The 23,389-nt window shown below is 40.3% G+C and carries 21 protein-coding genes and 1 tRNA gene; 11 read left to right on the top strand and 11 right to left on the bottom strand.

The window, feature by feature from the left end:
* Nucleotides 1-60 precede the first annotated feature (60 nt).
* The 6 genes from efp (at nucleotide 61) to I7804_RS14550 (ending at nucleotide 6,448) form a co-directional block, all read left to right on the top strand.
* Complete coding sequence (efp, locus tag I7804_RS14575) at nucleotides 61-618, top strand: elongation factor P (RefSeq protein WP_022752652.1); 558 nt, start codon at nucleotides 61-63, stop codon at nucleotides 616-618.
* A 122-nt stretch (nucleotides 619-740) separates the two neighbouring features.
* A complete protein-coding gene (locus I7804_RS14570; protein WP_248403988.1) occupies nucleotides 741-1,703 on the top strand; it encodes a DUF5688 family protein in 963 nt (320 codons plus the stop codon).
* Nucleotides 1,704-1,819: 116 nt separating this feature from the next.
* A tRNA-Arg gene (locus I7804_RS14565) sits at nucleotides 1,820-1,891 on the top strand.
* Between the two features lie 41 nt (nucleotides 1,892-1,932).
* The gene (locus tag I7804_RS14560) at nucleotides 1,933-3,372 is read left to right on the top strand and encodes an SH3 domain-containing protein (protein WP_248403987.1); all 1,440 of its coding nucleotides are present in this window, start codon (nucleotides 1,933-1,935) and stop codon (nucleotides 3,370-3,372) included.
* A 487-nt stretch (nucleotides 3,373-3,859) separates the two neighbouring features.
* A complete protein-coding gene (gene gdhA / locus I7804_RS14555) occupies nucleotides 3,860-5,206 on the top strand; it encodes an NADP-specific glutamate dehydrogenase (RefSeq protein ID WP_248403986.1) in 1,347 nt (448 codons plus the stop codon).
* Between the two features lie 477 nt (nucleotides 5,207-5,683).
* Nucleotides 5,684-6,448: a hypothetical protein gene (locus tag I7804_RS14550; RefSeq protein WP_022752648.1), complete on the top strand. Its 765-nt coding sequence runs from the start codon at nucleotides 5,684-5,686 to the stop codon at nucleotides 6,446-6,448.
* Between the two features lie 229 nt (nucleotides 6,449-6,677).
* On the opposite strand, the gene ptsP is transcribed toward I7804_RS14550, so the two are convergent.
* From ptsP to I7804_RS14525, 5 genes are all read right to left on the bottom strand, one after another.
* Nucleotides 6,678-8,384: a phosphoenolpyruvate--protein phosphotransferase gene (gene ptsP, locus I7804_RS14545; RefSeq protein WP_248403985.1), complete on the bottom strand. Its 1,707-nt coding sequence runs from the start codon at nucleotides 8,382-8,384 to the stop codon at nucleotides 6,678-6,680.
* A 48-nt stretch (nucleotides 8,385-8,432) separates the two neighbouring features.
* Nucleotides 8,433-8,696, bottom strand: a complete 264-nt coding sequence (locus I7804_RS14540) for an HPr family phosphocarrier protein (protein WP_022752646.1) — start codon at nucleotides 8,694-8,696, stop codon at nucleotides 8,433-8,435.
* Between the two features lie 275 nt (nucleotides 8,697-8,971).
* Entirely contained in the window at nucleotides 8,972-11,026 is a 2,055-nt protein-coding gene (locus tag I7804_RS14535) for a PTS fructose transporter subunit IIABC (RefSeq protein WP_248403984.1), read from the bottom strand.
* A gap of 82 nt (nucleotides 11,027-11,108) precedes the next feature.
* Nucleotides 11,109-12,020 carry a 1-phosphofructokinase gene (gene pfkB, locus I7804_RS14530; protein ID WP_022752644.1) on the bottom strand — a complete coding sequence of 304 codons (912 nt, stop codon included), beginning with the start codon at nucleotides 12,018-12,020 and terminating at the stop codon, nucleotides 11,109-11,111.
* Nucleotides 12,021-12,043: 23 nt separating this feature from the next.
* Nucleotides 12,044-12,790, bottom strand: a complete 747-nt coding sequence (locus I7804_RS14525) for a DeoR/GlpR family DNA-binding transcription regulator (protein WP_248403983.1) — start codon at nucleotides 12,788-12,790, stop codon at nucleotides 12,044-12,046.
* 172 nt (nucleotides 12,791-12,962) lie between these two features.
* Here I7804_RS14525 and fliY point away from each other — a divergent pair, with 172 nt between their 5' ends.
* The 5 genes from fliY (at nucleotide 12,963) to I7804_RS14500 (ending at nucleotide 18,959) form a co-directional block, all read left to right on the top strand.
* Nucleotides 12,963-13,586, top strand: coding sequence for a flagellar motor switch phosphatase FliY (gene fliY / locus I7804_RS14520; RefSeq protein WP_022752642.1), 624 nt, complete (start codon nucleotides 12,963-12,965; stop codon nucleotides 13,584-13,586).
* 203 nt (nucleotides 13,587-13,789) lie between these two features.
* Nucleotides 13,790-14,266 (top strand): MarR family winged helix-turn-helix transcriptional regulator, encoded by a 477-nt coding sequence (locus I7804_RS14515; RefSeq protein WP_022757168.1) that lies wholly within the window; start codon nucleotides 13,790-13,792, stop codon nucleotides 14,264-14,266.
* A gap of 131 nt (nucleotides 14,267-14,397) precedes the next feature.
* Complete coding sequence (locus tag I7804_RS14510; RefSeq protein ID WP_248403982.1) at nucleotides 14,398-16,158, top strand: ABC transporter ATP-binding protein; 1,761 nt, start codon at nucleotides 14,398-14,400, stop codon at nucleotides 16,156-16,158.
* A 12-nt stretch (nucleotides 16,159-16,170) separates the two neighbouring features.
* Entirely contained in the window at nucleotides 16,171-18,168 is a 1,998-nt protein-coding gene (locus I7804_RS14505) for an ABC transporter ATP-binding protein (RefSeq protein WP_027216200.1), read from the top strand.
* A gap of 23 nt (nucleotides 18,169-18,191) precedes the next feature.
* Entirely contained in the window at nucleotides 18,192-18,959 is a 768-nt protein-coding gene (locus tag I7804_RS14500) for a hypothetical protein (RefSeq protein WP_027216201.1), read from the top strand.
* Nucleotides 18,960-19,166: 207 nt separating this feature from the next.
* On the opposite strand, the gene I7804_RS14495 is transcribed toward I7804_RS14500, so the two are convergent.
* The 6 genes from I7804_RS14495 to I7804_RS14470 form a co-directional block, all read right to left on the bottom strand.
* Complete coding sequence (locus I7804_RS14495) at nucleotides 19,167-19,661, bottom strand: hypothetical protein (RefSeq protein ID WP_022757172.1); 495 nt, start codon at nucleotides 19,659-19,661, stop codon at nucleotides 19,167-19,169.
* Nucleotides 19,662-19,698: 37 nt separating this feature from the next.
* Nucleotides 19,699-20,295: a hypothetical protein gene (locus tag I7804_RS14490; protein ID WP_248403981.1), complete on the bottom strand. Its 597-nt coding sequence runs from the start codon at nucleotides 20,293-20,295 to the stop codon at nucleotides 19,699-19,701.
* Complete coding sequence (locus I7804_RS14485) at nucleotides 20,292-20,786, bottom strand: DUF4860 domain-containing protein (protein WP_022752635.1); 495 nt, start codon at nucleotides 20,784-20,786, stop codon at nucleotides 20,292-20,294. Before I7804_RS14485 ends, I7804_RS14490 begins: the two co-directional genes overlap by 4 nt.
* Before the next feature lie 184 nt (nucleotides 20,787-20,970).
* Nucleotides 20,971-21,240 (bottom strand): hypothetical protein, encoded by a 270-nt coding sequence (locus tag I7804_RS14480; RefSeq protein WP_248403980.1) that lies wholly within the window; start codon nucleotides 21,238-21,240, stop codon nucleotides 20,971-20,973.
* A gap of 21 nt (nucleotides 21,241-21,261) precedes the next feature.
* On the bottom strand, nucleotides 21,262-22,326 hold the full coding sequence (locus I7804_RS14475; RefSeq protein WP_248403979.1) for a type II secretion system F family protein: 1,065 nt from the start codon (nucleotides 22,324-22,326) through the stop codon (nucleotides 21,262-21,264).
* Between the two features lie 16 nt (nucleotides 22,327-22,342).
* Nucleotides 22,343-23,137 carry a transglutaminase-like domain-containing protein gene (locus I7804_RS14470; protein WP_248403978.1) on the bottom strand — a complete coding sequence of 265 codons (795 nt, stop codon included), beginning with the start codon at nucleotides 23,135-23,137 and terminating at the stop codon, nucleotides 22,343-22,345.
* Nucleotides 23,138-23,389: the final 252 nt, after the last annotated feature.

Here is a 23,389-nt window from a genome sequence, read left to right as displayed (position 1 = left end):
GTGAGCCTGTTTTGGCTAAACATCCGGTTTGCTTTTATATGTTATTATCAGGAGGATTTTATGGTTACAGCCAGTGATTTCAGAAATGGTGTTACAATCGAGGTAGATGGCAAGGTCTGCCAGGTTATCGAGTTCCAGCACGTTAAGCCAGGTAAGGGAGCAGCTTTCGTTCGTACAAAGCTTAAGGATATCATCAATGGTGGTGTTATCGAGACTACTTACAGACCTACTGAGAAATTCCCTCAGGCTCATATTGAGAGAAGAGATATGCAGTATCTTTACAGTGATGGTGATCTTTACAACTTCATGGATACTGAGTCTTACGAGCAGATCGCTGTAAATCAGGATATAGTTGGCGATTCACTTAAGTTCGTTAAAGAGAACGAGATGTGCAAAGTTAATTCTTACAATGGTAATGTATTTGCTATTGAGCCACCTCTTTTCGTAGAGCTTGAGATCACAGATACAGAGCCTGGATTTAAGGGAGATACAGCAACAGGTGCTACAAAGCCTGCTACAGTTGAGACAGGTGCACAGGTTTCAGTTCCGCTGTTCGTAAACCAGGGTGATGTAATCAAGATCGATACAAGAACAGGTGAGTACCTTTCAAGAGTTTAATTCTTAGTATCGTATATCATATTCTCTGAATATTTATATGTCTGTAAGGCAATAGGAATATCTAATAGATGTTTCTATTGCCTTTTTTGCTATTAATATATTTTTATTTGGAGAGTTGGAAGATGGAATTTAAATCGTTTTGTGAACAGGTAGTATCAGTGATGTCAGAAAGACATCCTGAGTGTGATGTTAAAACTTGTAAAGTAGATAAGAATAATGGAGTTACTTATAATTGCCTTAATATAATATGTCCGGGGAGTAATATATCCGAAGTGATATATCTTGAACCAATGTATGAGGCTTTCAAAGACGGTACAAGCTTCATGGAGATTATAGACAGGGTCGAGGATGCAAGGAAGAAGAGTGGTGACAAACATTTTGAAGTTGGATATTATAGGGATTTTGACAAGGTCAGGGACAGAGTCCGGATGAAGCTTGTTAATTACAAGAAAAACAAGGAGTATATAGAAGGATTTCCTCACAGGAGATTCAAAGATCTTGCGGTTTTGTATTACAGTAAAGTTTCAGATAAGGCATTTGAAGGTATCATCATGATCAAAAATGATCACGTATCACTTTGGAATATATCAGAAGAGGACCTCTATGAGGCTGCGTGCCTTAACGCGATGAAATCAGGGGATTACGAACTGGTTCCTATGATGAGCGTTCTGGATGATATCTTTGGATATATCATGTCGGGCAGACGTGAAGCTCAAGATGATGGTAGTGAAGGCGAAGCGAAAGAAGATGATCAGATCCCATTCCTTAAGATCCTGACTAATAAAGATAAAACCTACGGAGCATCAGTGATGCTAAATCCGGGACTTTTGTGCGCGCTTGCCAGAAAATACGATAGGAATTTCTATATCCTGCCCTCATCTGTTCATGAACTTATACTCGTCCTTGATGAAAATGAAAGCTTTGATGAGAATATAGCTGCAGAACTTTATAATATGGTCAGATATGTAAACATGACGGAAGTTGAAACAGAAGATGTGCTTTCGGACAATGTATACTATTATGACAGATCTCTTGATGAAGTTCTTGATTATTACGAAATAGCGTTAAAAACTGGTCTTGCGTAAAAAAACATAGACACAAATGGTTTAATATGATATTATACATTGGTGCGTAATAAATTTGTAACAATTAAGGTCCCGGATTAATTCGGGACCTTATATGAGAAATAGAAATTATTCCTGCACCCGTAGTCTAATGGATAGAACGAAGGCCTCCGACGCCTTTAATGCAGGTTCGATTCCTGTCGGGTGCATTTTTAGAAGGGTAGTTTATAAAGTAAAGAGGTTGCATGATATGATACGTAAGAATGATAAGAATAAGTTTGAATCATTTCGTAAAAGTGAGTTTAATCTTGCCACTTACATTGCTGATAACAAGAGAATCGTAATGCCGGCTTTTTTGGTGGCATGTCTTCTTATCACTATTCTGCTGGCTGTGCGTGCAGGAAAAAATGATAATGGAACTGGCGTAGCTACTACAGCTACAGCTTCTACTTCTGCTGAGAAGGTAGCTACAGCATCTGCTGTAGAGAGTAGTACTGCAGATGCTGTAGAAGTTGTAATGGAAGAGGATGCCTATCCTGAGATCACATCTCTTATCAATAAGTTCTATGAGGCCCAGGCAACAGGAGATATGGATACTATCAAATCCATAACTGTAGGACTTACAGAACCTGCACTTATCAGATATCAGGTATCGGCAGAATATTATGACAAGTTCGATGCCATCAAGGTCTATACCAAGAAAGGACCTGAAACAGGCGCTTATGTAACATATGTATATTTTGAGCTCTATTTTAAAGGATTTGAACAGCAGGTACCGGGACTTCAGACCTATTACATCAGAACCAATGAAGAGGGACAGTATTACCTCTATTTCGGTGAGCTTGATGAAGAGATCATATCATACATTGAAGCATTAAGTGTACAGGATGATTTTATAGATCTTAGTAATGAAGTAGCTGTTAACTACAACACTATGCTTGAAGAGAACGCTGAGCTCAGCGCTTTTCTTACAAACTTCTCAGAAGAGGTCAATAAGTCGGTAGGTAAGGAGGTTGCATCAGCTACAGCAGAGGCATCAGGAGAATCTACAGATGCTGCAACACAGGATACAAGTGCAGCAGGTGACAGCGCAAGTAATGACGCTGCTTCTACTTCTGAAAGTAAAGAGACTGCTACAGATAGTACTGCCAGTGGTCCTGTGATAATTGAGGCTACTACAGTTGTTAAGATAAGAAGTTCTGATTCTACCAATGCAGATGTTCTTGGTAAGACTGAGGTAGGACAGCAGTTCACTCAGATCGAAGCGCTTGCCAACGGCTGGAGCAAGATTGAGTATGAAGGTAAGACTGCATATGTTCGTACAGAGTACTTCACAGTAGTATCTGACGGAACAGACAATGATACTAATACAGAATCAACTGATGATAGTACTGAGTCTAAGGACACTGATACTAAAGAGACTGACACAAAGACTACTGAGACAAAAGAAACAGAAACAAAAGAGTCAGATACAGCATCTACAGAAAATACCGGCGTAACAGGTAACGGAACATATCATGTAAAAGAGACAGTACGTATCAGAAAGTCTGCAAGTACTGAATCTGAGGTGCTTGGTAACGCTTATCAGGGTGACGAGATCAAGGTTACCAACTATCGTGCCGATGGATGGTGTGAAGTAGAATATAACGGCATCAAGGGATTTGTAAAGACTGAGTATCTTACTAAATAATTTATGCTGAGTGCTTAATGAAGTGAGTATGAGTTATTGGGCCTATCTTCAGAAAGTCATAATGGTTTAAAATATAAAGATCGAGTCATTTCATAGTGACTCGATCTTTGTGCAAATTGATAGATAAAACTTTTTAAAACGTTGACGTTTTAGTGCAATAAAGCGTATTGAATTATTTAAGATTGCGTAATATAATATTTCACAGATGCGGGTCAGAATTGTATATGTGGATACAATGATCCGTGTATGATATTGAATCAGTTCATAATTTGATTCCAACAGTAATATAGAACTTTTGACAAAGGTGTCTGCACAATGGAGCGTAGAGATCGTTAGATCTTTATTGCTCTTTTTTTATAAAACAGCTAATTTCAAGTTGAAAATAGATTTCCAAACTTTGGAATTGCAGATGAAGAAGTTGATTCGGAAATTGATTTTGGCTTGCTATATTATTTTTATCGCGCAAGGCGCGGGAAGGAGTAGTGAAATGTCATACGTAGACGAGATTTACGACAGAGTCGTAGCACAGAATCCAGCTCAGCCGGAGTTCCACCAGGCAGTTAAAGAGGTACTTGAATCTCTTAGAGTAGTTATCGAAGCTAATGAAGAGGAGTATCGTAAAGAGGCTCTTCTTGAGAGACTTACAACACCTGAAAGACAGATTCTTTTCAGAGTACCGTGGGTAGATGATAAGGGACAGGTTCAGGTTAATAATGGTTTCCGTGTACAGTTTAACTCAGCTATCGGACCTTACAAGGGAGGACTTCGTTTCCATCCTTCAGTAAACCTTGGTATCATCAAGTTCCTTGGTTTCGAGCAGGTATTCAAGAATTCACTTACAAGCCTTCCTATCGGCGGCGGTAAAGGTGGTTCTGACTTTGATCCTAAGGGTAAGTCTGATAGAGAAGTTATGGCATTCTGCCAGAGCTTCATGACAGAGCTGTATCGTCACATCGGAGCAGACACAGACGTTCCAGCAGGTGATATCGGTGTAGGCGGACGTGAGATCGGATATCTCTATGGTCAGTACAAGAGAATCAAAGACGTATATGAAGGCGTTCTTACAGGTAAGGGACTTACATATGGCGGATCTCTTGCTCGTACACAGGCTACAGGTTATGGCCTTGTATATATCACAGATGAGCTTCTCAAGGATCATGGCACAAGCTTCGAAGGTAAGACTGTTACTGTATCAGGTGCAGGTAACGTTGCTATCTATGCTATTGAGAAGGCACAGAGCCTTGGTGCAAAGGTTGTAACATGTTCTGATTCTACAGGCTGGATCTATGATCCTGAAGGAATCGACGTTGAGCTTCTTAAAGAGGTCAAGGAAGTTAAGAGAGCACGTCTGTCTGAGTATGCTGCAAACCGTCCATCAGCTGAGTATCATGAGAAGAAGAATGGCGAGCACGGTGTATGGACTGTTAAGTGCGATGTAGCTCTTCCTTGCGCTACACAGAATGAGCTTGATCTTGAGGATGCTAAGGCACTTGTTGCAAATGGTGTATATGCAGTATGCGAAGGTGCTAACATGCCTACAACTCTTGATGCTACTAAGTATCTCCAGGACAATGGTGTACTCTTTATCTGTGGTAAGGCTTCAAATGCAGGTGGTGTTGCTACATCAGCTCTTGAGATGAGCCAGAACTCAGAGAGACTTTCATGGACATTCGAAGAAGTAGATGAAAAGCTTCACGGAATCATGAAGAATATTTACAAGAACATCTCTGAAGCAGCTAAGAAGTATGGTAAGGAAGGCGATTATGTAGCAGGTGCTAACATTGCCGGATTCCTTAAGGTTGCTGAGGCTATGAAGGCTCAGGGCATAGTTTAATACTAAAATGATCATAAGGCACCAGAGGATACTCCCGGTACTTGGATCAATATAAAGACTATCAGGGCAGCACAGACTATTCTGTGCTGCTTTTTTTCTTACAGTATATGAAATTAATATAAGCACAAGGACGTGTTTTTCTATTTACCTACTGATTAAGTGATTTTATAATTAATGATATAAACAAGTGTTATAAGAATCGTTAGGTAATGTGACTACGTTGGGCATTCCATTATGTCTTTTATCATAAAAACAATCATAATTACTGCGTTCTTTGTATAATAGTTAAGAATTTACAACTAATTGCCGAAATAAATTTCGAGAGAATATAAGCTTAGTTAGCTATATCTAACGTGTTTAATATATATAATGAGTAAATAATATAAACTATGCTCAGGGGAATTTTACGAAAACCTTTTCGTAAAATGCAGCATGAAGATATCATGTATGCAGCATAGGCACAAGGAGGGAAAAGAAATGGCAGTAGCAGGAGTAACAGGAATCGATTCGGTAGAAGATCTCTATCTCAAGACGTATGCAAAACTAAAGGCAGTGTCAGAAGAGGCAGCTGCTTCATTTGCACAGCAGGTGAAACTTAGTGGTGCAGCTATGGACCTTAATGCTGGAGATACTTCATCAAGCTTATCAGCAATAGATAATATTCAGGATACTTATGTAAGGACTATCAATACTATTAAGGCTGCTCAGAATACTACATCAGGTATATATAATGCAAATGGTATATTTACAAGCTCTGTTCTTGGATCTAACGCCCTTGCAGGTTCCGTTGTAGGTGCTCCTTCTATTGATGTGGATTCTTTCCTTGAATCGGCTGTGAAGATGGCTCTAAATAGCGACCAGCAGAACCTGTTAAGTCAGATACAGGATACATTCAGAGCAAATACTACTACTATAGTTGATACTATGCAGGCTTTGGGACTTACTTTTAATGATCTGGCAACAAGAGAGAACATGGTAACTCTGGGTGACGCTCTCAATAACAGAGCTATAGAATATGGTCTGCCTGCAGTAGAGAATGTTGATGCATCTGTTGATATGCTTTATGACGGATTTGGCGAAGGGGCAGGTAGCGGCGGTAATGGCGCGGGTACCAGATCAGCAGTGGAAGATGTTAAGGAAGAGTACTCTAATATCATCGTAGAGGGCGATAAGACTTATCTTGAGACTGTAACTATAGAGAATGGAGTTAAGACCGTTGTACGGACTGAGATGAACCGTTAACATAGTGTGATCTGAAGATTGGTATCAACCAGTGAACTGATGTGATCATAAGACTGATATGAACCAGTAAAATGGTGTGATTATAAGATTGATATTAATCGGTAAGATGATACTACTAAAGTAGATAAATTATTAGATGATAAATGTATAAAAAACAGCTGCCAGATACATGTCCGGCAGCTGTTTGCATTTCAAGATCTATAAAAATTATATGGCTAATACTGATGAATCAGTCTTTGGCAGATGCTTTCAAAAGATAAACGATCTCTTTCTCTGTATCAAGTTCCATAACCTTGTCAGCAAGAGCCTTGGCCTCTTCTACTGACCATTTACTGATAATGCATCTTGCAGTCAGTACAAGAACCGGGTTGACGCTGTATTCATCAAGACCGAAAGCAATGAGAAGCGGGATCATAAGAGGATCTGCAGCTGCCTCACCGCACATTCCTACAGGAATACCTGCAGCATTACCTGCTGAGATGATATTCTTTATAGAACGAAGAACTGACGGCTGGAAAGCAGAGTACAGATATGCAACTTTAGGATTGCCCCTGTCTACACTCATTGTATACTGTGTCAGATCATTAGTACCGATAGAGAAGAAATCTGATTCTTTAGCAAGCTTATCTGCAATAAGAGAAGCAGAAGCTGTCTCTATCATACATCCAACTTCTATATCCTTGTCATAGTCAATGCCCTGAGCATCAAGATCTTTCTTGATATCTTCAACCATAGCTTTGACATTTCTAACCTCGTCAACAGTTGTAACGAGAGGAAGCATTATCTTGACTTTACCAAAAGCACTTGCACGAATTATCGCACGAAGCTGAATCTTGTAAGTGTCAGGATTGGCGAGACAGTAGCGTACTGCTCTGTAGCCAAGGAAAGGGTTGTCCTCTTTTTCCAGATTGAGATATGGAATATCCTTATCACCGCCTATATCAAGGGTACGGATGATAACGGTTTTACCACCCATAGTAGTAACAGCCTCTTTGTATGCTTCAAACTGTTCATCTTCGTTAGGAAGATGTGTGTTGTTCATGAACAGGAACTCTGAACGGAAGAGGCCTATACCTTCGCCATCACACTCAATAGCTTTCTTGGCATCCTTGGGTGTTCCGATGTTACAAAATAGCTCTAATTTCTTGCCATCAGCTGTAACAGTCTCTTTACCGTGGAATTTCTTGAGTTCTTCCTGTTTTCTGATAAAATCTTCGCGCTTTCTGATATATGTTGACAGCACATCGCCTGTAGGATTGATGAATACATGACCCTCTGTACCGTCAATGATGGCAGTATCCTTGTCATTAACAAGATCGATGATACCGGGAACAGAAAGTACTGCAGGGATCTCAAGGGCTCTTGCAAGGATAGCAGAGTGGGAAGTCTTACCACCTATCTCTGTGATGATACCAGCAACGTTCTCTTTGACAATCTGAGAAGTCATTGAAGGTGTAAGGTCTTTGGCAACAAGGACTGTTCCAGGTGCGACTTTGCTGATATTGATATCTTCGATACCAAGAAGGATCTTTAAAAGACTTTGCTTTATATCCTTAACATCAGATGCACGCTGTTTCATAAGTTCATCATCCATAGATGAGAACATATTGATGAACATATCGCAAACTGCTGTAACTGCAGCTTCTGCACATTGATTGTTGTCGATCATCTTGTCCATCTCGCCTACCATTGCAGGATCTGATACCATAACAAGATGACCTTCGAGGATCTCAGCTTCCTTGGGTCCGATTCGCTTTCTGATATCTTCAGCCATTTCTGTTGTCTCTTTTTTGAAAGAGTCTACAGCATTGTGAAGACGCTCTTTTTCAGCACCGGTATCTTCGGGCTTGTGATTTTCATATGTAAGATCGTGTTCGATAATACGGCATACGGAACCTATTCCTATACCTCGTGAAGCAGCTATTCCTTCGTACATATTTGTCTGATCCTTTCAAATTTGAAGAAGTACGGTTGCTATTGGTTATCAGTCACCAAGTCCGCTGTTTACAAGATCAACAGCTGCCTTTAAAGCTTCGTTTTCATCAGGTCCGTCACATTTGATCTCGATCTCTGCACCACACTTGATGCAAGCGCTCATGAGCATCATAACTGACTTTGCATCGAACTCATTACCATTGTATGAGATTCTTACTGAGCTTGTAAAAGGAGTTACTGTCTGGCAGAAAAGACTAGCCGGACGCATGTGCATTCCTTCTGCATTGATTACTTTAACATTTGCTGATACCATTTGTTATTCCTCCTATGGTTTTGTAATGGTGTAGATCATATATATTACATGTAATTAGTTGCAATATCTGATCGGAAACTTATTCAAGAATCTAAACTATATAAGATTCTTCCTTTTGTGTCAAGAGCGCGGCTTTTTATGCATATCAATTATACACCGCAATCACTTTTATGGCACTAATACCCTGCATGCCTGTGACAGCATACAGGGCGATGAAGTATTAGTTGAAACCTTTATGGTTCATGGCTTTTTTTGAAAAACTTTGTTTTCAAAAATCATTCCTTGTTCTTCTTGATGAATCCAAGAAGTACTGCAGTGATGATAGATCCTACAAGCCATGCAACGATGTAGAGAATAGGATTACCTACAGTTGCAAATACGAAGATACCACCGTGAGGAGCCATCAGTGTGCATCCGAATACTGCAGAAAGAAGACCTGCAATACCGGAACCGATCATAGTACAAGGAATTACATGAATAGGATCAGCTGCTGCAAATGGGATAGCGCCTTCTGTGATGAATGAGCTTCCCATGATGATGTTAGTGATCCATGTCTCACGCTCAGCTTCTGTAAACTTCTTAGGGAAGAGTTTACAAGCAATTGCGATACCTACAGGAGGAACCATACCACCTACCATGATAGCTGCCATAGCGATGTAGCAGGCTGTAACCTTAGGATCATTCATCTGAGCACCCTGAGCCATATAATCAGATGCTGTAGCAAGCATACCTGTACCGAATACGTAAGCTGCCTTGTTGATAGGACCACCCATATCGATAGCCATCATAGCACCGAGGATGAGACCCAGAACTGCAAGCATGTTAGCATTTGAAAGAGCTGTAAGCATTGCTGAAAGGCCTGTATTGATAAGTCCGATGATCGGATTGAGTACGAAGCACATTGCAATACTTAAAAGGAATATACCGCAAAGAGGATAAATAAGTACAGGCTTGATTCCTTCGAGTGACTTCGGGAATCCTGAAGTTATCTTCTTAAGCCACAGTACGATAGCACCTGCAAGGAAACCTGCTGCGATACCGCCAAGGAAACCTGATACTGTATTACCTGATCCCTGGAATGCGAAGTTAGCAATAAACTTATTGAAACCGCCAAGCTGTGGAAGAGCTTCTTCTGAACCCCATACAAAACCGGCTATAGCAGCGTTACCATTTGAAGCAAGAAGTCCGCCTGTAAAACCAACAGCAAGACCAGGTCTGTCAGCGATTGAATAAGCGATATAACCTGCAAGAACAGGAACCATAAGGCCCATAGCAAGTCCGCCTACGTATTTGAAGAAGGCTGACAGAGGAATCATCTGGCCGAAGTTACCACCACCTGTTGTGCCGTATCCTGCGAGAGTATCGATAAGGAATGAAAGAGCTACAAGAATACCGCCACCGATAACGAATGGAAGCATGTGTGATACACCATTCATAAGGTGCTTGTAGAACTTACGCCCAAGTGTCTCATCACCGTCTACAGAAGTGTTTGATTCTACAGCGCCTGTGTGATGATATACAGGAACATTGCCGCTCTCAGCTTTGGCAAGAAGATCACCGGCATTGTGGATGGCATTGGCGGTAGAAGCCTTAATGACTCTCTTGCCGTCGAAACGTCCCATTTCAACATTCTTGTCAACTGCGAGAATGATAACATCTGCTGCAGCAATCTCAGAAGATGTGAGAACATTCTTAGCTCCGCCTGATCCGTCTGTTTCAACCTTGATAGCATAGCCTTTATCTTTTGCAGCCTGTTCAAGAGCTTCAGCAGCCATGTATGTATGAGCTATACCTGTAGGACATGCTGTAACAGCAAGAAGGTTAAGAGATCTGCTTGCAGATGAAGCAGCTTTTGCTGCAACTTCCTTATCCTTCTCAGTTTCTTTTTCATCAATTACTTTCATGAATTCATCAACACTTGTTGCTGCAATGAGCTTCTGTGTGAAATTATCATCCATGAGCATTGTCATAAGTTTTGACAGAACTTCAAGATGTGTATCAGCGCCGCCTTCTGGTGCTGCGATCATGAAGATAAGCTTGGAAGGCTGTCCGTCAAGAGACTTGTAGTCAACTCCGGCCGGAACAGTAATAGCTGTAAGTCCTGCCTTAGAAACAGCAGAAGACTTTCCATGAGGAACAGCAATAGCCTTTCCGATTGCTGTAGAACCTTTTGCTTCACGTGCAAGAATTGCATCTTTGAATGCTGCTGCGTCGTTAAGATTTCCCGCTGCATTGTGCAAAGCAATGAGTTCATCGATTGCAGCGTTCTGATCTGCAACTGAAACGCCCAGCTTTACGCCCTGCGGCTGTAAAAACTCTGTGATTTTCATACTTTTAACCCTATCCCTTTCTTAAAAGAATACCTTGTTTTTATATTTGAAAATACTGTTCTTCATAACAGTATCTTCTTACTTAGTTAAGTGTCTTATAGAGTTCGTCTATAAGATCTTTCTTGGCAAGTCCGTCTGAGAATGCAGTAGCACCTCCGCAGGCAGTTCCGAGGTTGAGAGCTACTTTATAATCTCCGCCTGACTTTTCATAGCCAGCTATAAATCCGGCTACCATAGAATCTCCGGCGCCGACAGAGTTCTTAACTTTACCCTTGCATACGCCCTGTCTTAGGATCTGTCCATCTTCTGTAACAAGAAGAGAGCCATCACCAGCCATGGAGATAAGTACATTTCTTGCACCTTTTTCCTGAAGCTTCTTGGCATAGAGAACTGTGTCATCATCAGAATCAATTGTGACACCGAACATCTCTCCAAGTTCCTGCTTATTGGGTTTTATAAGGAATGGATGATACTTAAGCACATTAAGAAGCAGATCCTTGATCGCATCTACTACGAATCTGATTCCCTTACCGTCGAGTCTTTCAAGAATTCTTTCATATACATCACTTGGAAGACTGGATGGGATACTTCCTGCAAGAACGAGAGTATCGCCTTCTTTGAGCTGATCAAGCTTTTTGAAAAGTTCTTTCTGACATTCGTCGGGGATTTTAGGACCCTGACCGTTGATCTCTGTCTCGTCAGCAGCTTTGATCTTGACATTGATTCTGGTGTTTCCTTCAGGGAGCTTTATAAAATCAGTAGTGATTCCTGATGCAGCAACACCTTCGTCAAGAGCTTTGCCGGTAAAGCCGGCAATAAAGCCAAGAGCAGTTGTTGGAAGATCGAGTTCACGAAGTACATTGGAAACATTGATGCCCTTGCCACCAAAGTAAATCTCTTCAGCGTCTGATCTGTTAGTCATACCGATAGCCAAATCCTGTGACATGTGTACTACGTAGTCAAGGGCTGGATTAAAGGTAACTGTGTATATCATTATTAAATCTCCTTTCCTGCAAACTATTGCTGGAAAAATTTGATAACCGTTTCGTCTGTATACTGTTTGGAGGGCTCCTTGTCAGTGATGATCGCACATGTCTTGAGCTCTGCAAAAGTTACTGAACTTACCACACCGAACTTGGAGTGGTCGGCAAGAATATAAGACATATAAGAATGTTTGATCGCCTCAGCTTTGACCATGGCCTCGTCAACGTCAGGGGTGGTGAACCCTGCTTTCAATGTGATACCATTGGTGCCCATGAAGGATTTGGTGAAGTGATAACGTCTTATAACATCAACGCAATCTGATCCTATTACGGCTTCAGTTCTGGCCTTGACCTTGCCACCTATGATTATGGTGTCGAGATGGCGCTCTATGAGGTGTTTGGCATGAACTATACCATTAGTAATATATTTGGCTTTGGTATTGGTAATATAGTCGATAAGCTTAAGTGTAGTCGTACCGGAGTCTATGTATACGAAGTCATCATTGACGATGAGTGAAGCGGCGTAACGGCTTATTTCATCCTTGGCTTCAACATTTTTAAAGAGCTTTTCTTTAACAGCATCTTCGCCTGAATTTATGCTTCCAACAGAAGTTGCACCACCGAAGACTTTGACAATACGATGCTCTTTATCAAGCTCAGTAAGGTCACGTCTTATAGTCGCTGCAGAAGTCTCAAGCTCTTCTACAAGCTCTGCAACAGTTACAGCATTCTTTTCGTTTACGATGCGGGTGATTATGTCCCGTCTTTCCTGTGTCAGCATATATACCTCGGTTTTTATAAAAAGTGTTAAAAAAATTAAAAAAACATCCGATAAACTTAAAGGCAACATTATTATGTTTTACAAAAATATCGTATCACCAAAATCAATCAAAATCAATCACAAATAATCAATTTTAATCATAAATTATACAAAATATAAAGGAGGTATCACCTTGGGCTTAGGTAAACTTACGGATGAACAACTCGATATACTTGGAGAGGTTGCCAATATCAGTATGGGAACATCAGCAACGGCGCTTGGTATGATGATCAATCAGAAGGTTAATATCACAACACCCAGAATTGAGGTCATTAATAGAAGCGAATCCCTGGATGATTATTCCAATATATGTATATTTGTACAGATTCATTACATCAAAGGCCTTGAAGGCAATAATATACTCATTCTCAAAGATCATGATGTAAAATGCATGACTGATCTTATGATGGGCGGGGATGGCTCCAATGTAGAAGGCGAGATTACAGATATTCAGCTTTCAGCTGCTTCTGAAGCCATGAATCAGATGATGGGATCAAGCGCCACATCTCTTTCTTCTATGCTGGGAATACCTGTTGACATCAGTACTCCTGAAGTTAAATGGATTGATGTTGAGTCTGTTAAGATCTTTGAGAGAATGTTTGAGACCAATGTTGAGAAGTTTGTAAAAGTTACCTTTAGGATGGAGATTGGAAACCTTGTTGATTCGACAATGGTTCAGCTCTATCCTGAGAACTTTGCGTGTGATATGTGTGAGAAATTCAAGGAGTCCAAGCTTCAAGCCAAAGATACCGAATGATATATAGATGCCCCTGATCAAAGAGTTAAATGATTAAAAAGTCTAAATTATATAAAAGATGAACTATCTGTATTGACAATATGTAGGAGACTACCTATCATAGTTTATGTAACATGCTACATAAATGTGAAGGCAGTCTCCTTTACTTTTGGAGAAGCCTTTTTTAACGAGTAAAACTGATAAGGAAAAGAGGTGAGAAGTGTATGGGAGGATGTGATCGTCAAGGCCCAAAGAGATTTCGCGAAAGAAATCCTGAAATGGAACCAATCGGTCATAAATTCAAGATGATAGCAGAAAAGATTCATAAGCATCAGGATGAAGCTTTGAAAAAAGATGACCTGACTTTTTCGCAGATGAGTGTTCTTCTGTGTATTTTGTTTCATGGTGAAGAACCTATTACAACGGGCGAAATCTGTGGCATATTGCAGATCACGCATCCAAGTGCAGTGGGGCTTATCAACAGACTTGAAGAAAAGAAGATGGTCGAAAGGATTCCTAATCCCAATGATTCGAGATCATCTTATATAAAACTTACGGGCAAAGCCTGTGAATTTCTTCAAAAAAACAGAAAATATAATGTTGAGATGGACCATGAAACAGTAAAGGGTTTTTCGGACGATGAGATTAAGCTTCTAAGAAGCTTTCTTGACAGAATATATCTTAATATCGAGAAATTCTGACAAGGACGGATCAAAAGATTTATATGAAAAAATATTTTTGAAAAAAGACTAAAGTTTTATATGAAAACAATTTTTATTAAAAGACTATATAAGGTAGTCACAAGACAATAAAAAGAAAAGGAAATAACAGTATGCTCAAAACACTAGCTAAGCAGTTAAAAGAATTCACCTTTACTGCTATAATATCTCCCCTTTGGATGATAGGAGAAGTTATCTGTGAGATGATCATCCCTGTCCTTATGGGAAGGATTGTTGATAAAGGAATAGGCACAGATGTTGTACCTGGCAATATGGGTTATATAGCAAGTACCGGTCTTGTTATGGTTGTTGTTGCATTTCTCGGCCTTATGTGCGGCATCATGGGAGGTGTTACGAGATCCAAGGCATCAGCAGGTCTTTCAAGGAACTTAAGAAAGGCAATGCATGACAATATTCAGTCATTTTCTTTTGCCAATATAGATAAGTTCTCAACTTCGGGGCTTGTAACAAGGCTTACTACAGATGTTACCAATATTCAGAACTCATTTATGATGCTTCTGTCTATGGCTGTAAGGGCACCTATGTCTATGGTAGTAGCTATGGTGATGTCTTTTTATTTAAGCCCCAGGATAGCAAGTATATATCTTATTGCAGTCCTCTTCCTTGCAACGCTCATGTTCCTGCTTATGGGAAGTACTACAAGATATTTCAAAAAAGTATTTGAACGTTATGATGCACTCAATGAAAGTGTTCAGGAAAATGTATCTGCTATACGTGTTGTTAAGGCTTATGTCCGTGAAGAATACGAGAATGACAAGTTCAAAAAAGCTGCTTTCAACATCTATGAGATGTTCGTAAAAGCTGAGAAGAAGCTTGCCAAGATATCTCCTATCATGATGGGCACGGTATATACCTGCATACTTCTTATAAGCTGGGTAGGCGCTCATATGATCGTATCTGATGAACTTACAACAGGTGCGCTTATGTCACTTCTTGCTTACTGCATGAACATTCTTATGAGCCTTATGATGGTTTCTATGGTATTCGTAATGATAACCATGTCAGAAGCAAGTGCAAGACGTATTTCAGAAGTTATCAATGAGAAGAGTTCTATCACCAATCCTGTAAATCCTGTTATGGAAGTCAAGGATGGAAGCGTAGTATTCGATCATGTGAATTATGCATATAAAGAGGATGCCAAGGAGCCGGTACTCAAAGATATAAATCTTGATATCAAGTCAGGTGAGACTATCGGTATCATCGGAAGTACAGGTTCTGCAAAGTCTTCTTTGGTCAATCTCATAAGCCGCCTTTATGATGTTACAGATGGAGAAGTCAGAGTGGGCGGAATCGACGTAAGAGATTACGATATGGAAGTTCTCAGGAACGAGGTTGCAGTAGTATTACAGAAAAATGAGCTGTTCTCCGGCACAATATATGATAACCTTCGCTGGGGCAAACCTGATGCAACAGATGAGGAGTGCAGAAAGGCCTGCGAGCTTGCCTGCGCAAGTGAATTCATAGACAGGATGCCTCAGGGCTATAACACATATATCGAGCAGGGCGGATCCAATGTATCAGGTGGTCAGAAGCAAAGACTTTGTATTGCAAGAGCGCTTCTTAAGTCTCCTAAGATCCTGATACTTGATGATTCTACATCTGCAGTTGATACTGCGACTGATGCCAAGATAAGACAGGCATTTGCTCAGGAGATACCTAATACTACAAAGTTCATCATCGCTCAGAGAATATCCAGTGTTCAAAACTGCGATCGTATCATAGTAATGGAAGATGGTACAGTCAATGACTTTGGTTCACATGATGAACTTATTGCAAGGAATCCTATTTACAGAGAAGTTTATGAGTCACAGACCGGTGCAAGCGGTGATGCTGACTTTGATGAAAAGAACTAAGGAGAATCAGATATGGCAGAAGAAAAAGTCAGAGAGGTTAAAGGCCCGGGCCCAAGAGGACAGCGCGGAATGCCAAAACCCAAGATCAAAAATCCCGGAAAGCTCTTAAAAAGACTATTGGGATATGTTTTTAAATTTTATGGATTTCAGATGATACTTGTAGGTGTCTGCATAGTTGTTTCAGTTCTTGCTAATATCCAGGGAACTCTTTTTACCAAGACACTTATTGACGGATATATCGATCCACTTATCAAAACAGTCAGAGAAGGCGGTGAACCTGATTTTGGACCTTTAGGTTTTGCAATACTAAGAGTTGCTTTCTTCTATGCTGTTGGTATAGCTTCGACTTATATTCAGTCGCTTACAATGGTATTCATATCTCAGGGTACATTGAAAAATCTCAGAACAGCGCTTTTTGAGCATATGGAGAGCCTTCCTATCAAGTATTTTGATACTAATGCTCATGGTGATATCATGTCTATTTATACAAATGATATAGATACTCTGAGACAGATGATATCCCAGAGTATACCGCAGCTTCTTAACAGTGCTATTACTATAGTTTCTGTTTTTATCTCAATGGTAGTACTTAATGTACCGCTTACTATCCTTACGATCATCATGGTAGCTTTAATGCTGTTTGCATCAGGGGCAGCTGCAGCTGCTTCAGGACGTAACTTTGTTAAGCAGCAGAAGAATATAGGTAAGCTTAATGGCTACATAGAAGAGATGATGAATGGTGAGAAGGTTGTTAAAGTCTTCTGCCATGAAGAAAAGACGATCGAGGATTTCGATAAATACAATGAAGAGCTCTTCGAGAGTGCTTACAAGGCCAATGCATTTTCATCCATACTAGGACCTATTAATGCACAGCTTGGTAATATCAGCTATGTTCTGTGTGCTCTTTTGGGTGGTGCTCTTGCCCTTACGACTTCAAGCTCAAAGGGAGTTGCAGTAGCATTTTTCCTTGCACTTGTTAATCTCTTCGGAACTCTTTCCGTTGGATCTCTTGCAAGCTTCCTTACATTTAATAAGTCATTCTCAATGCCTATCAACCAGGTGTCAATGCAGTTCAACTCTATTATCATGGCACTTGCCGGGGCAGAACGTGTATTCAGACTTCTTGATGAGAAGCCAGAGATGGATGAAGGTTATGTAACACTTGTTAATGTTGAGAATAAGGACGGCAAGATCGTAGAAGTTGACCATCATACAGGCTCCTGGGCTTGGAAGCATTTCCATAAAGCTGAAGGAACTACAGATTACAAGCCTCTTCTTGGCGATGTAACCTTTAATGATGTTGATTTTGGCTATACTGACGAGAAGATGGTACTTCATAATGTTGTACTTCACGCTGAACCCGGTCAGAAGATTGCTCTTGTAGGTTCTACAGGCGCAGGTAAAACTACTATCACAAATTTAATTAATCGCTTTTATGATATTCAGGATGGCAAGATTAGGTACGATAATATAAATATCAACAAGATATCTAAGAAGGATCTTAGAAGATCACTTGGTATCGTACTTCAGGATACGCACCTCTTCACAGGAACTGTTGCTGAGAATATCCGCTATGGTAAGCTTGATGCTACTGATGAGGAAGTATATGCAGCAGCAAGACTTGCCAATGCTGATGGATTTATAAGACGTCTTCCGGATGGTTACGATACTATGCTTACAGGTGATGGTGCCAACCTGTCACAGGGTCAGCGTCAGCTCCTTGCTATTGCGAGAGCCGCTATTGCAGATCCGCCGGTACTGATCCTTGATGAAGCTACAAGTTCTATTGATACCAGAACTGAGAAGATTGTTCAGGATGGTATGGACAAGCTTATGGCTAATCGTACGACATTTGTAATCGCCCACAGACTTTCTACTATCAAGAATTCTGACTGCATCCTTGTAATGGAGCAGGGCAGGATCATAGAAAGAGGCAATCACGAAGAGCTTCTTGAGAAGAAGGGACGTTATTACCAGCTTTATACAGGTAATAAAGCAGTAACTGCATAAGTGTCATTTGAAATGGAGGCTTTATGGATAGTTTGAGATTGATTCGTAGCGAGCTTGCATATTGGAACGATGATAAGACTAAAGTTGAACTGTATGAAGAGTTCGTCAGGTTTATTCCTGTGGGAGACAAAGCAATAGATGTCAAATATGGCAATATCGCATCCTGCAAGAGATACATCAAAGAGCTTCATATTACCAGCAAAGGCTCCACTGAAGATGGCTATTATGATATACATTATATCCCTTTGATATTCGAAAATAAGGATATTGCTGAGTATTATTACAGCTTCATAGCAGAACGTACCCAGCAGTTTGCAGATGTTTCAGAGACTGATCGTGAGAACAAGAAGAAAAAGAATGATAATCCTATCTATACGATTCCTTCCACTATGGGATTAACGGAAGGTGTTCTGTATATCTTTGAGGATCATTTCAGTTTCAGAGTCTCTGGCCAGGGTGAAAATGCAAGGCTTCATTATATGGACGTTAATGATGTTGTAAAGAGCTTTGGAAGTATACGCTTTATATATGGGCGCAATGAGACTATGACATTCCAGATTCCTAAGGCTGTTTTTGCAGAGATCTTTAAATATCTGGACAACCGTATCAAACATATGCATGTTCACGAAAAAGATGATGTGTCCGAATACGACAGATTCACAAGAACAGGTAAAGGCGCGAGTGTAAATGATATGGTAATTGCAGAATCAGACGCTGCCAGAGGCATGACTGATGATAAAAAGCGTATGACGATATCGGAAACCGGTGGTCTTAAAAGAAGAGGAATATAGAAAAGAATAATTTTAAAAGAAAATAGTTCAGAAGAAACATCTAAAAAATAATTTTAGAAGAAAAGCCTTCCCCGGTATCACTACTTTTGGGAAGGCTTTTTACTATTCTGATAAACAGGGATTGCAGTATCTCCAATAAACAGGGATCGCAGTATCTCTAATAAACAGGAATCGCAGTATCATTAATAAACGGGAATTTCGGCATCTTTAATAAACAGGGATTTCAGCATCCTTATAGTTTAGAAGATCATCTCTTGTTATGATCCTAAATGAAGAAATCTTATAAAAAGCGGATGACCTGAAAGTATCTTCGCCGGATGATGCGAAGCTTTTTTTATGATTGTTTATATCTGAGACAGAAGGGTATATGATCGAAATCTCGACATGAAGATACTGCATCTCTCCAATCGGGAAGTTGTCTGAAACAGGGCCGAAACCAGCTTTTCTCATGTAATCGTTATAATCTGCAGATTCATAATAAAGACTTGATAGTTTGGAATCCATATCTGCAAGGAATCCTTGCGCCTCATGGAATGCTGCATAATAATTCTGTGTATAGTCAGCTGATTTGCTGGTAAGATTCATATCAGCAACAGACGTCTCCAGCGACAGTACTGCAAAAGAGGTAAGGCTTAGTGTAAGGAATATAAGTAGTATTGAGGCTGTTCCTATTGGAAGTCCTATATGTATATTTCTGTTCATAATATCTCCTGCTTAGTTACTGTATCAGTATCTTCTGTTAAGCTCCCGTATTAATGTCTCCAAGATACAGATCGATGGGGAGCGTCAGTACTCTGTTTTCTGTATGTTCTTTTAGATTTTCAAAATAAGCATCAGTTATAAGTGTATCAGATAGCTGTATATCATAAATATATATTGATGCTTTACAGGCATAGCCGGTTTCTGCATAGGAATTTAAACCTTCATATACATCTAAGGCGTCTTCAAGGCTTTGAGTCAGGATCAGTTCATAGGCAGTTGATTCTATAGTCTGATCAATGTTGTCCGTCGGGTGGGGGATAGGCTTGAAATCACTGTCATAGAGGATCAGTATAGTGCCTGTATAGTCTCCTTCCTGAGACAATGTCACAGCATATTCGGAATATCTGGATATGATAAGATCGATGTTTGCACCGCTATTAATAAAAACCTGAGCTATATTGTCGGCTTCAATGTAGCTTTGGGTCAGCACCTGAGAATTTTCTGATACGATATGGGCTTTTACAAAAATACGTATGCAAACCACAGCTGTTATCGCAAAGAAGAAGACTGCAATAATAACTTCTATAAGAAAAAGAGAAGATTGATTTCTGGTGTAAGCAGAGCCATCGTTCATGTCTGGCCTCCCTGACTTAGAGGAGATATCAGTACTTCAGTTAGCTGACCTTCCATATCCGTTATTTCGACTGTTATAAGATTTGAACTGGATATCTTGATGTCCATAGCATTCATTTTGATGATGCGCTGACCTGACTGTGGGGATATATCTATGTCTGTTCTCGCAAATACTTCCATAAGGTATCCGTTATATGCATACATATAAGTAGTATAGGAGCTGCCGCCTATAGTCCTTGTGATAGTAAGAGCAGGAATATCGCCTATATCACCTACTGAGATTGCTCCGTTATCATCACTTTGCCTGACTTTCTGGACTATATAAGTTGAAGCGGTCCTTTTGTCAAAATTGCTGTTACTGCTTGAAACGCCGCGCTCATAGATGCTGGCTCCAAGCGCTATGATCAGAACTGCGCAGAAAACGAATCCGAACAGAAGTGATATTATAAAAAATATATCGATTATGTGCCTTTTGTCGTTATCAGGATTCATGCAGATGTTCCTTTCTGCGTTATATTATGAGGTGGGTGTCAAAAGTTCCTTGTGAGACCTTATGACTAACGGATTGTTCCGTTTCTACGAAACTCTCACAATCATCTTATGGTAATAGCGGTTTTCTTGGACTTGTTAAGGATGGTAACATCAGGATACATATTAGAACCAAAAGCAGTGTAATCTATATAAAAATATCTGAATCGTATACAAGTCCGTAGTGGTCTTTCAGATAATCAAGATTCGGAGGATAGAAGCCTTCTATTGCATAGCACTGCGCAATATCTTTTTGAAGAGCAAGGACCAGCGAATCTTCCTGATAGGAGAGTGTGTTTTCAGAGAACATATTGATCCCATATAGGAAAAGAGTTATCAGCACGGTACATAGTACTATGTACATTATATTGGACCTTAGTTTTGGCAAAATACTGTTATTTTCAAATCTGTTAGCCATATGATCTCCTTTGGCATGGCATCATCCGATTGAACTCATGATGCCCATGAGAGGAAGTATTACCGATAGAAGAATAAGTCCTACGATAAGTGAAAGTACTATGACCAATGTGGGTTCAAGTGTAGAAAGGACGAGGCTTATCTTCTTATTGGTCTTCTGTTCATATCTGGTAGAGATCTGGTGGAGGACTTTCTCCATTGAACCGGTTCTGAATCCAACCATTACCATCCTGGTATAAACATTCGAGAAGATATTGGCGTTTTTTAAAGCTTCGGGGAAGCTGTCTCCTTGTTGAATCTGCTTCTGACATATATCGATCTTTTTGGATATCTCTTCGTTTTCGACTATTGATTTTAACAGATTCAAACTTGTATAGGTGTCCATGCCGCTGGATATCGCGAGAGCCATACCGCTTGCAAAGCGGCTTACACCATTATCAAGGAACAGGTCATTTAGAGGCTTTATATGCTTTGATATCTTCTGGAGAAAAGAAAATCCGTGCCTTGTCTGAGTTGTGAATATCATAAAAGCTCCAAGAAGGACCAGTATGACGATAAGTACAAGCGACCAGCGGTTTAATGCGCTTCCAAGACTAAGAAGAGTCTGAGAAAGGCCGCTCATAGCAGTACCAAGTTGCGCGAACACTTGACTGAATATGGGCATGACCTTGGTAATAAGCACTATCACTATCATTAGTATCATTATGATCATGATCATAGGGTACATGAGGGCATTTCTAAAATTGTCGGCAAGGTTATCTTCATGCTCATAGAAGATCTCCAGAGATTCCAGTACGCTGTCAAGGTTACCTGACTCTTCGCCTATTTTGATCATGGATATCACATAGGGCGGGAAAACATTGCACATAGATAAAGCAACATGGAATTTCTCGCCTGTTCTAAGGATATGGAAAAGGTTTGATAATAGTTCCTTGCCTGAAGGATCTGTTGTATCTGACATGAGTATGCCGGCGGCCTCTAATGGAGCGATTCCGCTTTTTAAAAGCATGGCATACTGACCGCAGAAACTTGCGGTTTCCTGATTGCTAAGAGCCTTTTGTTTGGGAGCTTTGGATGCTTTTTTCAATGTCAGCCCTTCTTTCTTAATAGATGTATTTGGCGATGTAGCTATCGTCATCTGTTATATAGTTTCTTAGAACATCTTCTGCAGTTGTAGAGCCGAAGGTGGGATCCATTAGCTGCCAGGAAGTTCCGTCAAACTGGACTATTCCGTTGACCCAGCCTTTCTCATCAATATAACAACTGATCCAGGCGTGGTACTCCATTCCTGCATATCCGACTTCCATGTGTGTTGGGATATTCTGTGATCGAAGCATTGCTGACATAAGGCATGCATAATCAATGCATATCCCTTTTTTGGTTTCAAGGACTTCGTCAATGTCCGGGAGGTAGCCACTTTGAACTGTTTCAGCTTCATCGTAGTCATAGGAGATGTTGCTGATCATAAAATTGTAAACATTGGAGATGACATCAAGATCAGAATTGGCACTTAAGGCAAGCTGGCTCCCCATGTCGATTGCTTTCATATCGCTGGTGAACCATACATACTGATTGGGATACAGATAGGGAAGGAACTCATCTTCAAGCGCACTTTCGATAGTAGCAGTAAGTCCGAGAGAGTATTGATTTCCGGATATATTTTCGTAGATATTTATAAGATATGATCCGGCACCTGCTGAAAGAGGGAAGACTTCATCAAGCCCTCCTCCTGTAGTCATATCATAAGTATAAGTGACCTGATCGGGACCTGTGATCTGTAGCTTGACCTTTTCATTGGAACCTGTGTATTTGGCAAAAATATAGCCTTGATCAGAGTTGGAGGCATCTATTATGGCAATATCGTTCTCGTATACTGTAGTGCCTGGTTTCTCCGGCACAAGAACGTGGGGAGTGTTGTCACGACTTCCTTTGACAGTGCTGATCTCATAGCTTGTGCTGCTGACCTGGGCTTTATCTGAAGGTGTGCCGGTATTTGCGCTGCTTTGAGATCTTGTAGTATCGGCGGGCGTAGACGCAGTATTCGAGCAGGCCGATATTATAAGTAGTGATAGAATGAGTATAGCAGGAGTATATAATATTTTTTTCTATATAAAAAAATCATATGGATTCTCCTGGGTGTCCCCTGTCCT

Source organism: Butyrivibrio fibrisolvens (genome assembly GCF_023206215.1).
Classification (GTDB): Bacteria; Bacillota; Clostridia; order Lachnospirales; family Lachnospiraceae; genus Butyrivibrio; species Butyrivibrio fibrisolvens_C.
Note: the sequence above shows the minus strand (reverse complement) of the source record. Positions and strands in the feature narration are given on the sequence as shown.

Coding starts and splice junctions, on each gene's coding strand:
- efp (WP_022752652.1), top strand. CDS start 61: ATGGTTACAGCCAGTGATTTCAGAAATGGTGTTACAATCGAGGTAGAT.
- I7804_RS14570 (WP_248403988.1), top strand. CDS start 741: ATGGAATTTAAATCGTTTTGTGAACAGGTAGTATCAGTGATGTCAGAA.
- I7804_RS14560 (WP_248403987.1), top strand. CDS start 1,933: ATGATACGTAAGAATGATAAGAATAAGTTTGAATCATTTCGTAAAAGT.
- gdhA (WP_248403986.1), top strand. CDS start 3,860: ATGTCATACGTAGACGAGATTTACGACAGAGTCGTAGCACAGAATCCA.
- I7804_RS14550 (WP_022752648.1), top strand. CDS start 5,684: ATGGCAGTAGCAGGAGTAACAGGAATCGATTCGGTAGAAGATCTCTAT.
- ptsP (WP_248403985.1), bottom strand. CDS start 8,384: ATGTACGAAGGAATAGCTGCTTCACGAGGTATAGGAATAGGTTCCGTA.
- I7804_RS14540 (WP_022752646.1), bottom strand. CDS start 8,696: ATGGTATCAGCAAATGTTAAAGTAATCAATGCAGAAGGAATGCACATG.
- I7804_RS14535 (WP_248403984.1), bottom strand. CDS start 11,026: ATGAAAATCACAGAGTTTTTACAGCCGCAGGGCGTAAAGCTGGGCGTT.
- pfkB (WP_022752644.1), bottom strand. CDS start 12,020: ATGATATACACAGTTACCTTTAATCCAGCCCTTGACTACGTAGTACAC.
- I7804_RS14525 (WP_248403983.1), bottom strand. CDS start 12,790: ATGCTGACACAGGAAAGACGGGACATAATCACCCGCATCGTAAACGAA.
- I7804_RS14515 (WP_022757168.1), top strand. CDS start 13,790: ATGGGAGGATGTGATCGTCAAGGCCCAAAGAGATTTCGCGAAAGAAAT.
- I7804_RS14510 (WP_248403982.1), top strand. CDS start 14,398: ATGCTCAAAACACTAGCTAAGCAGTTAAAAGAATTCACCTTTACTGCT.
- I7804_RS14505 (WP_027216200.1), top strand. CDS start 16,171: ATGGCAGAAGAAAAAGTCAGAGAGGTTAAAGGCCCGGGCCCAAGAGGA.
- I7804_RS14500 (WP_027216201.1), top strand. CDS start 18,192: ATGGATAGTTTGAGATTGATTCGTAGCGAGCTTGCATATTGGAACGAT.
- I7804_RS14495 (WP_022757172.1), bottom strand. CDS start 19,661: ATGAACAGAAATATACATATAGGACTTCCAATAGGAACAGCCTCAATA.
- I7804_RS14490 (WP_248403981.1), bottom strand. CDS start 20,295: ATGAACGATGGCTCTGCTTACACCAGAAATCAATCTTCTCTTTTTCTT.
- I7804_RS14485 (WP_022752635.1), bottom strand. CDS start 20,786: ATGAATCCTGATAACGACAAAAGGCACATAATCGATATATTTTTTATA.
- I7804_RS14480 (WP_248403980.1), bottom strand. CDS start 21,240: ATGGCTAACAGATTTGAAAATAACAGTATTTTGCCAAAACTAAGGTCC.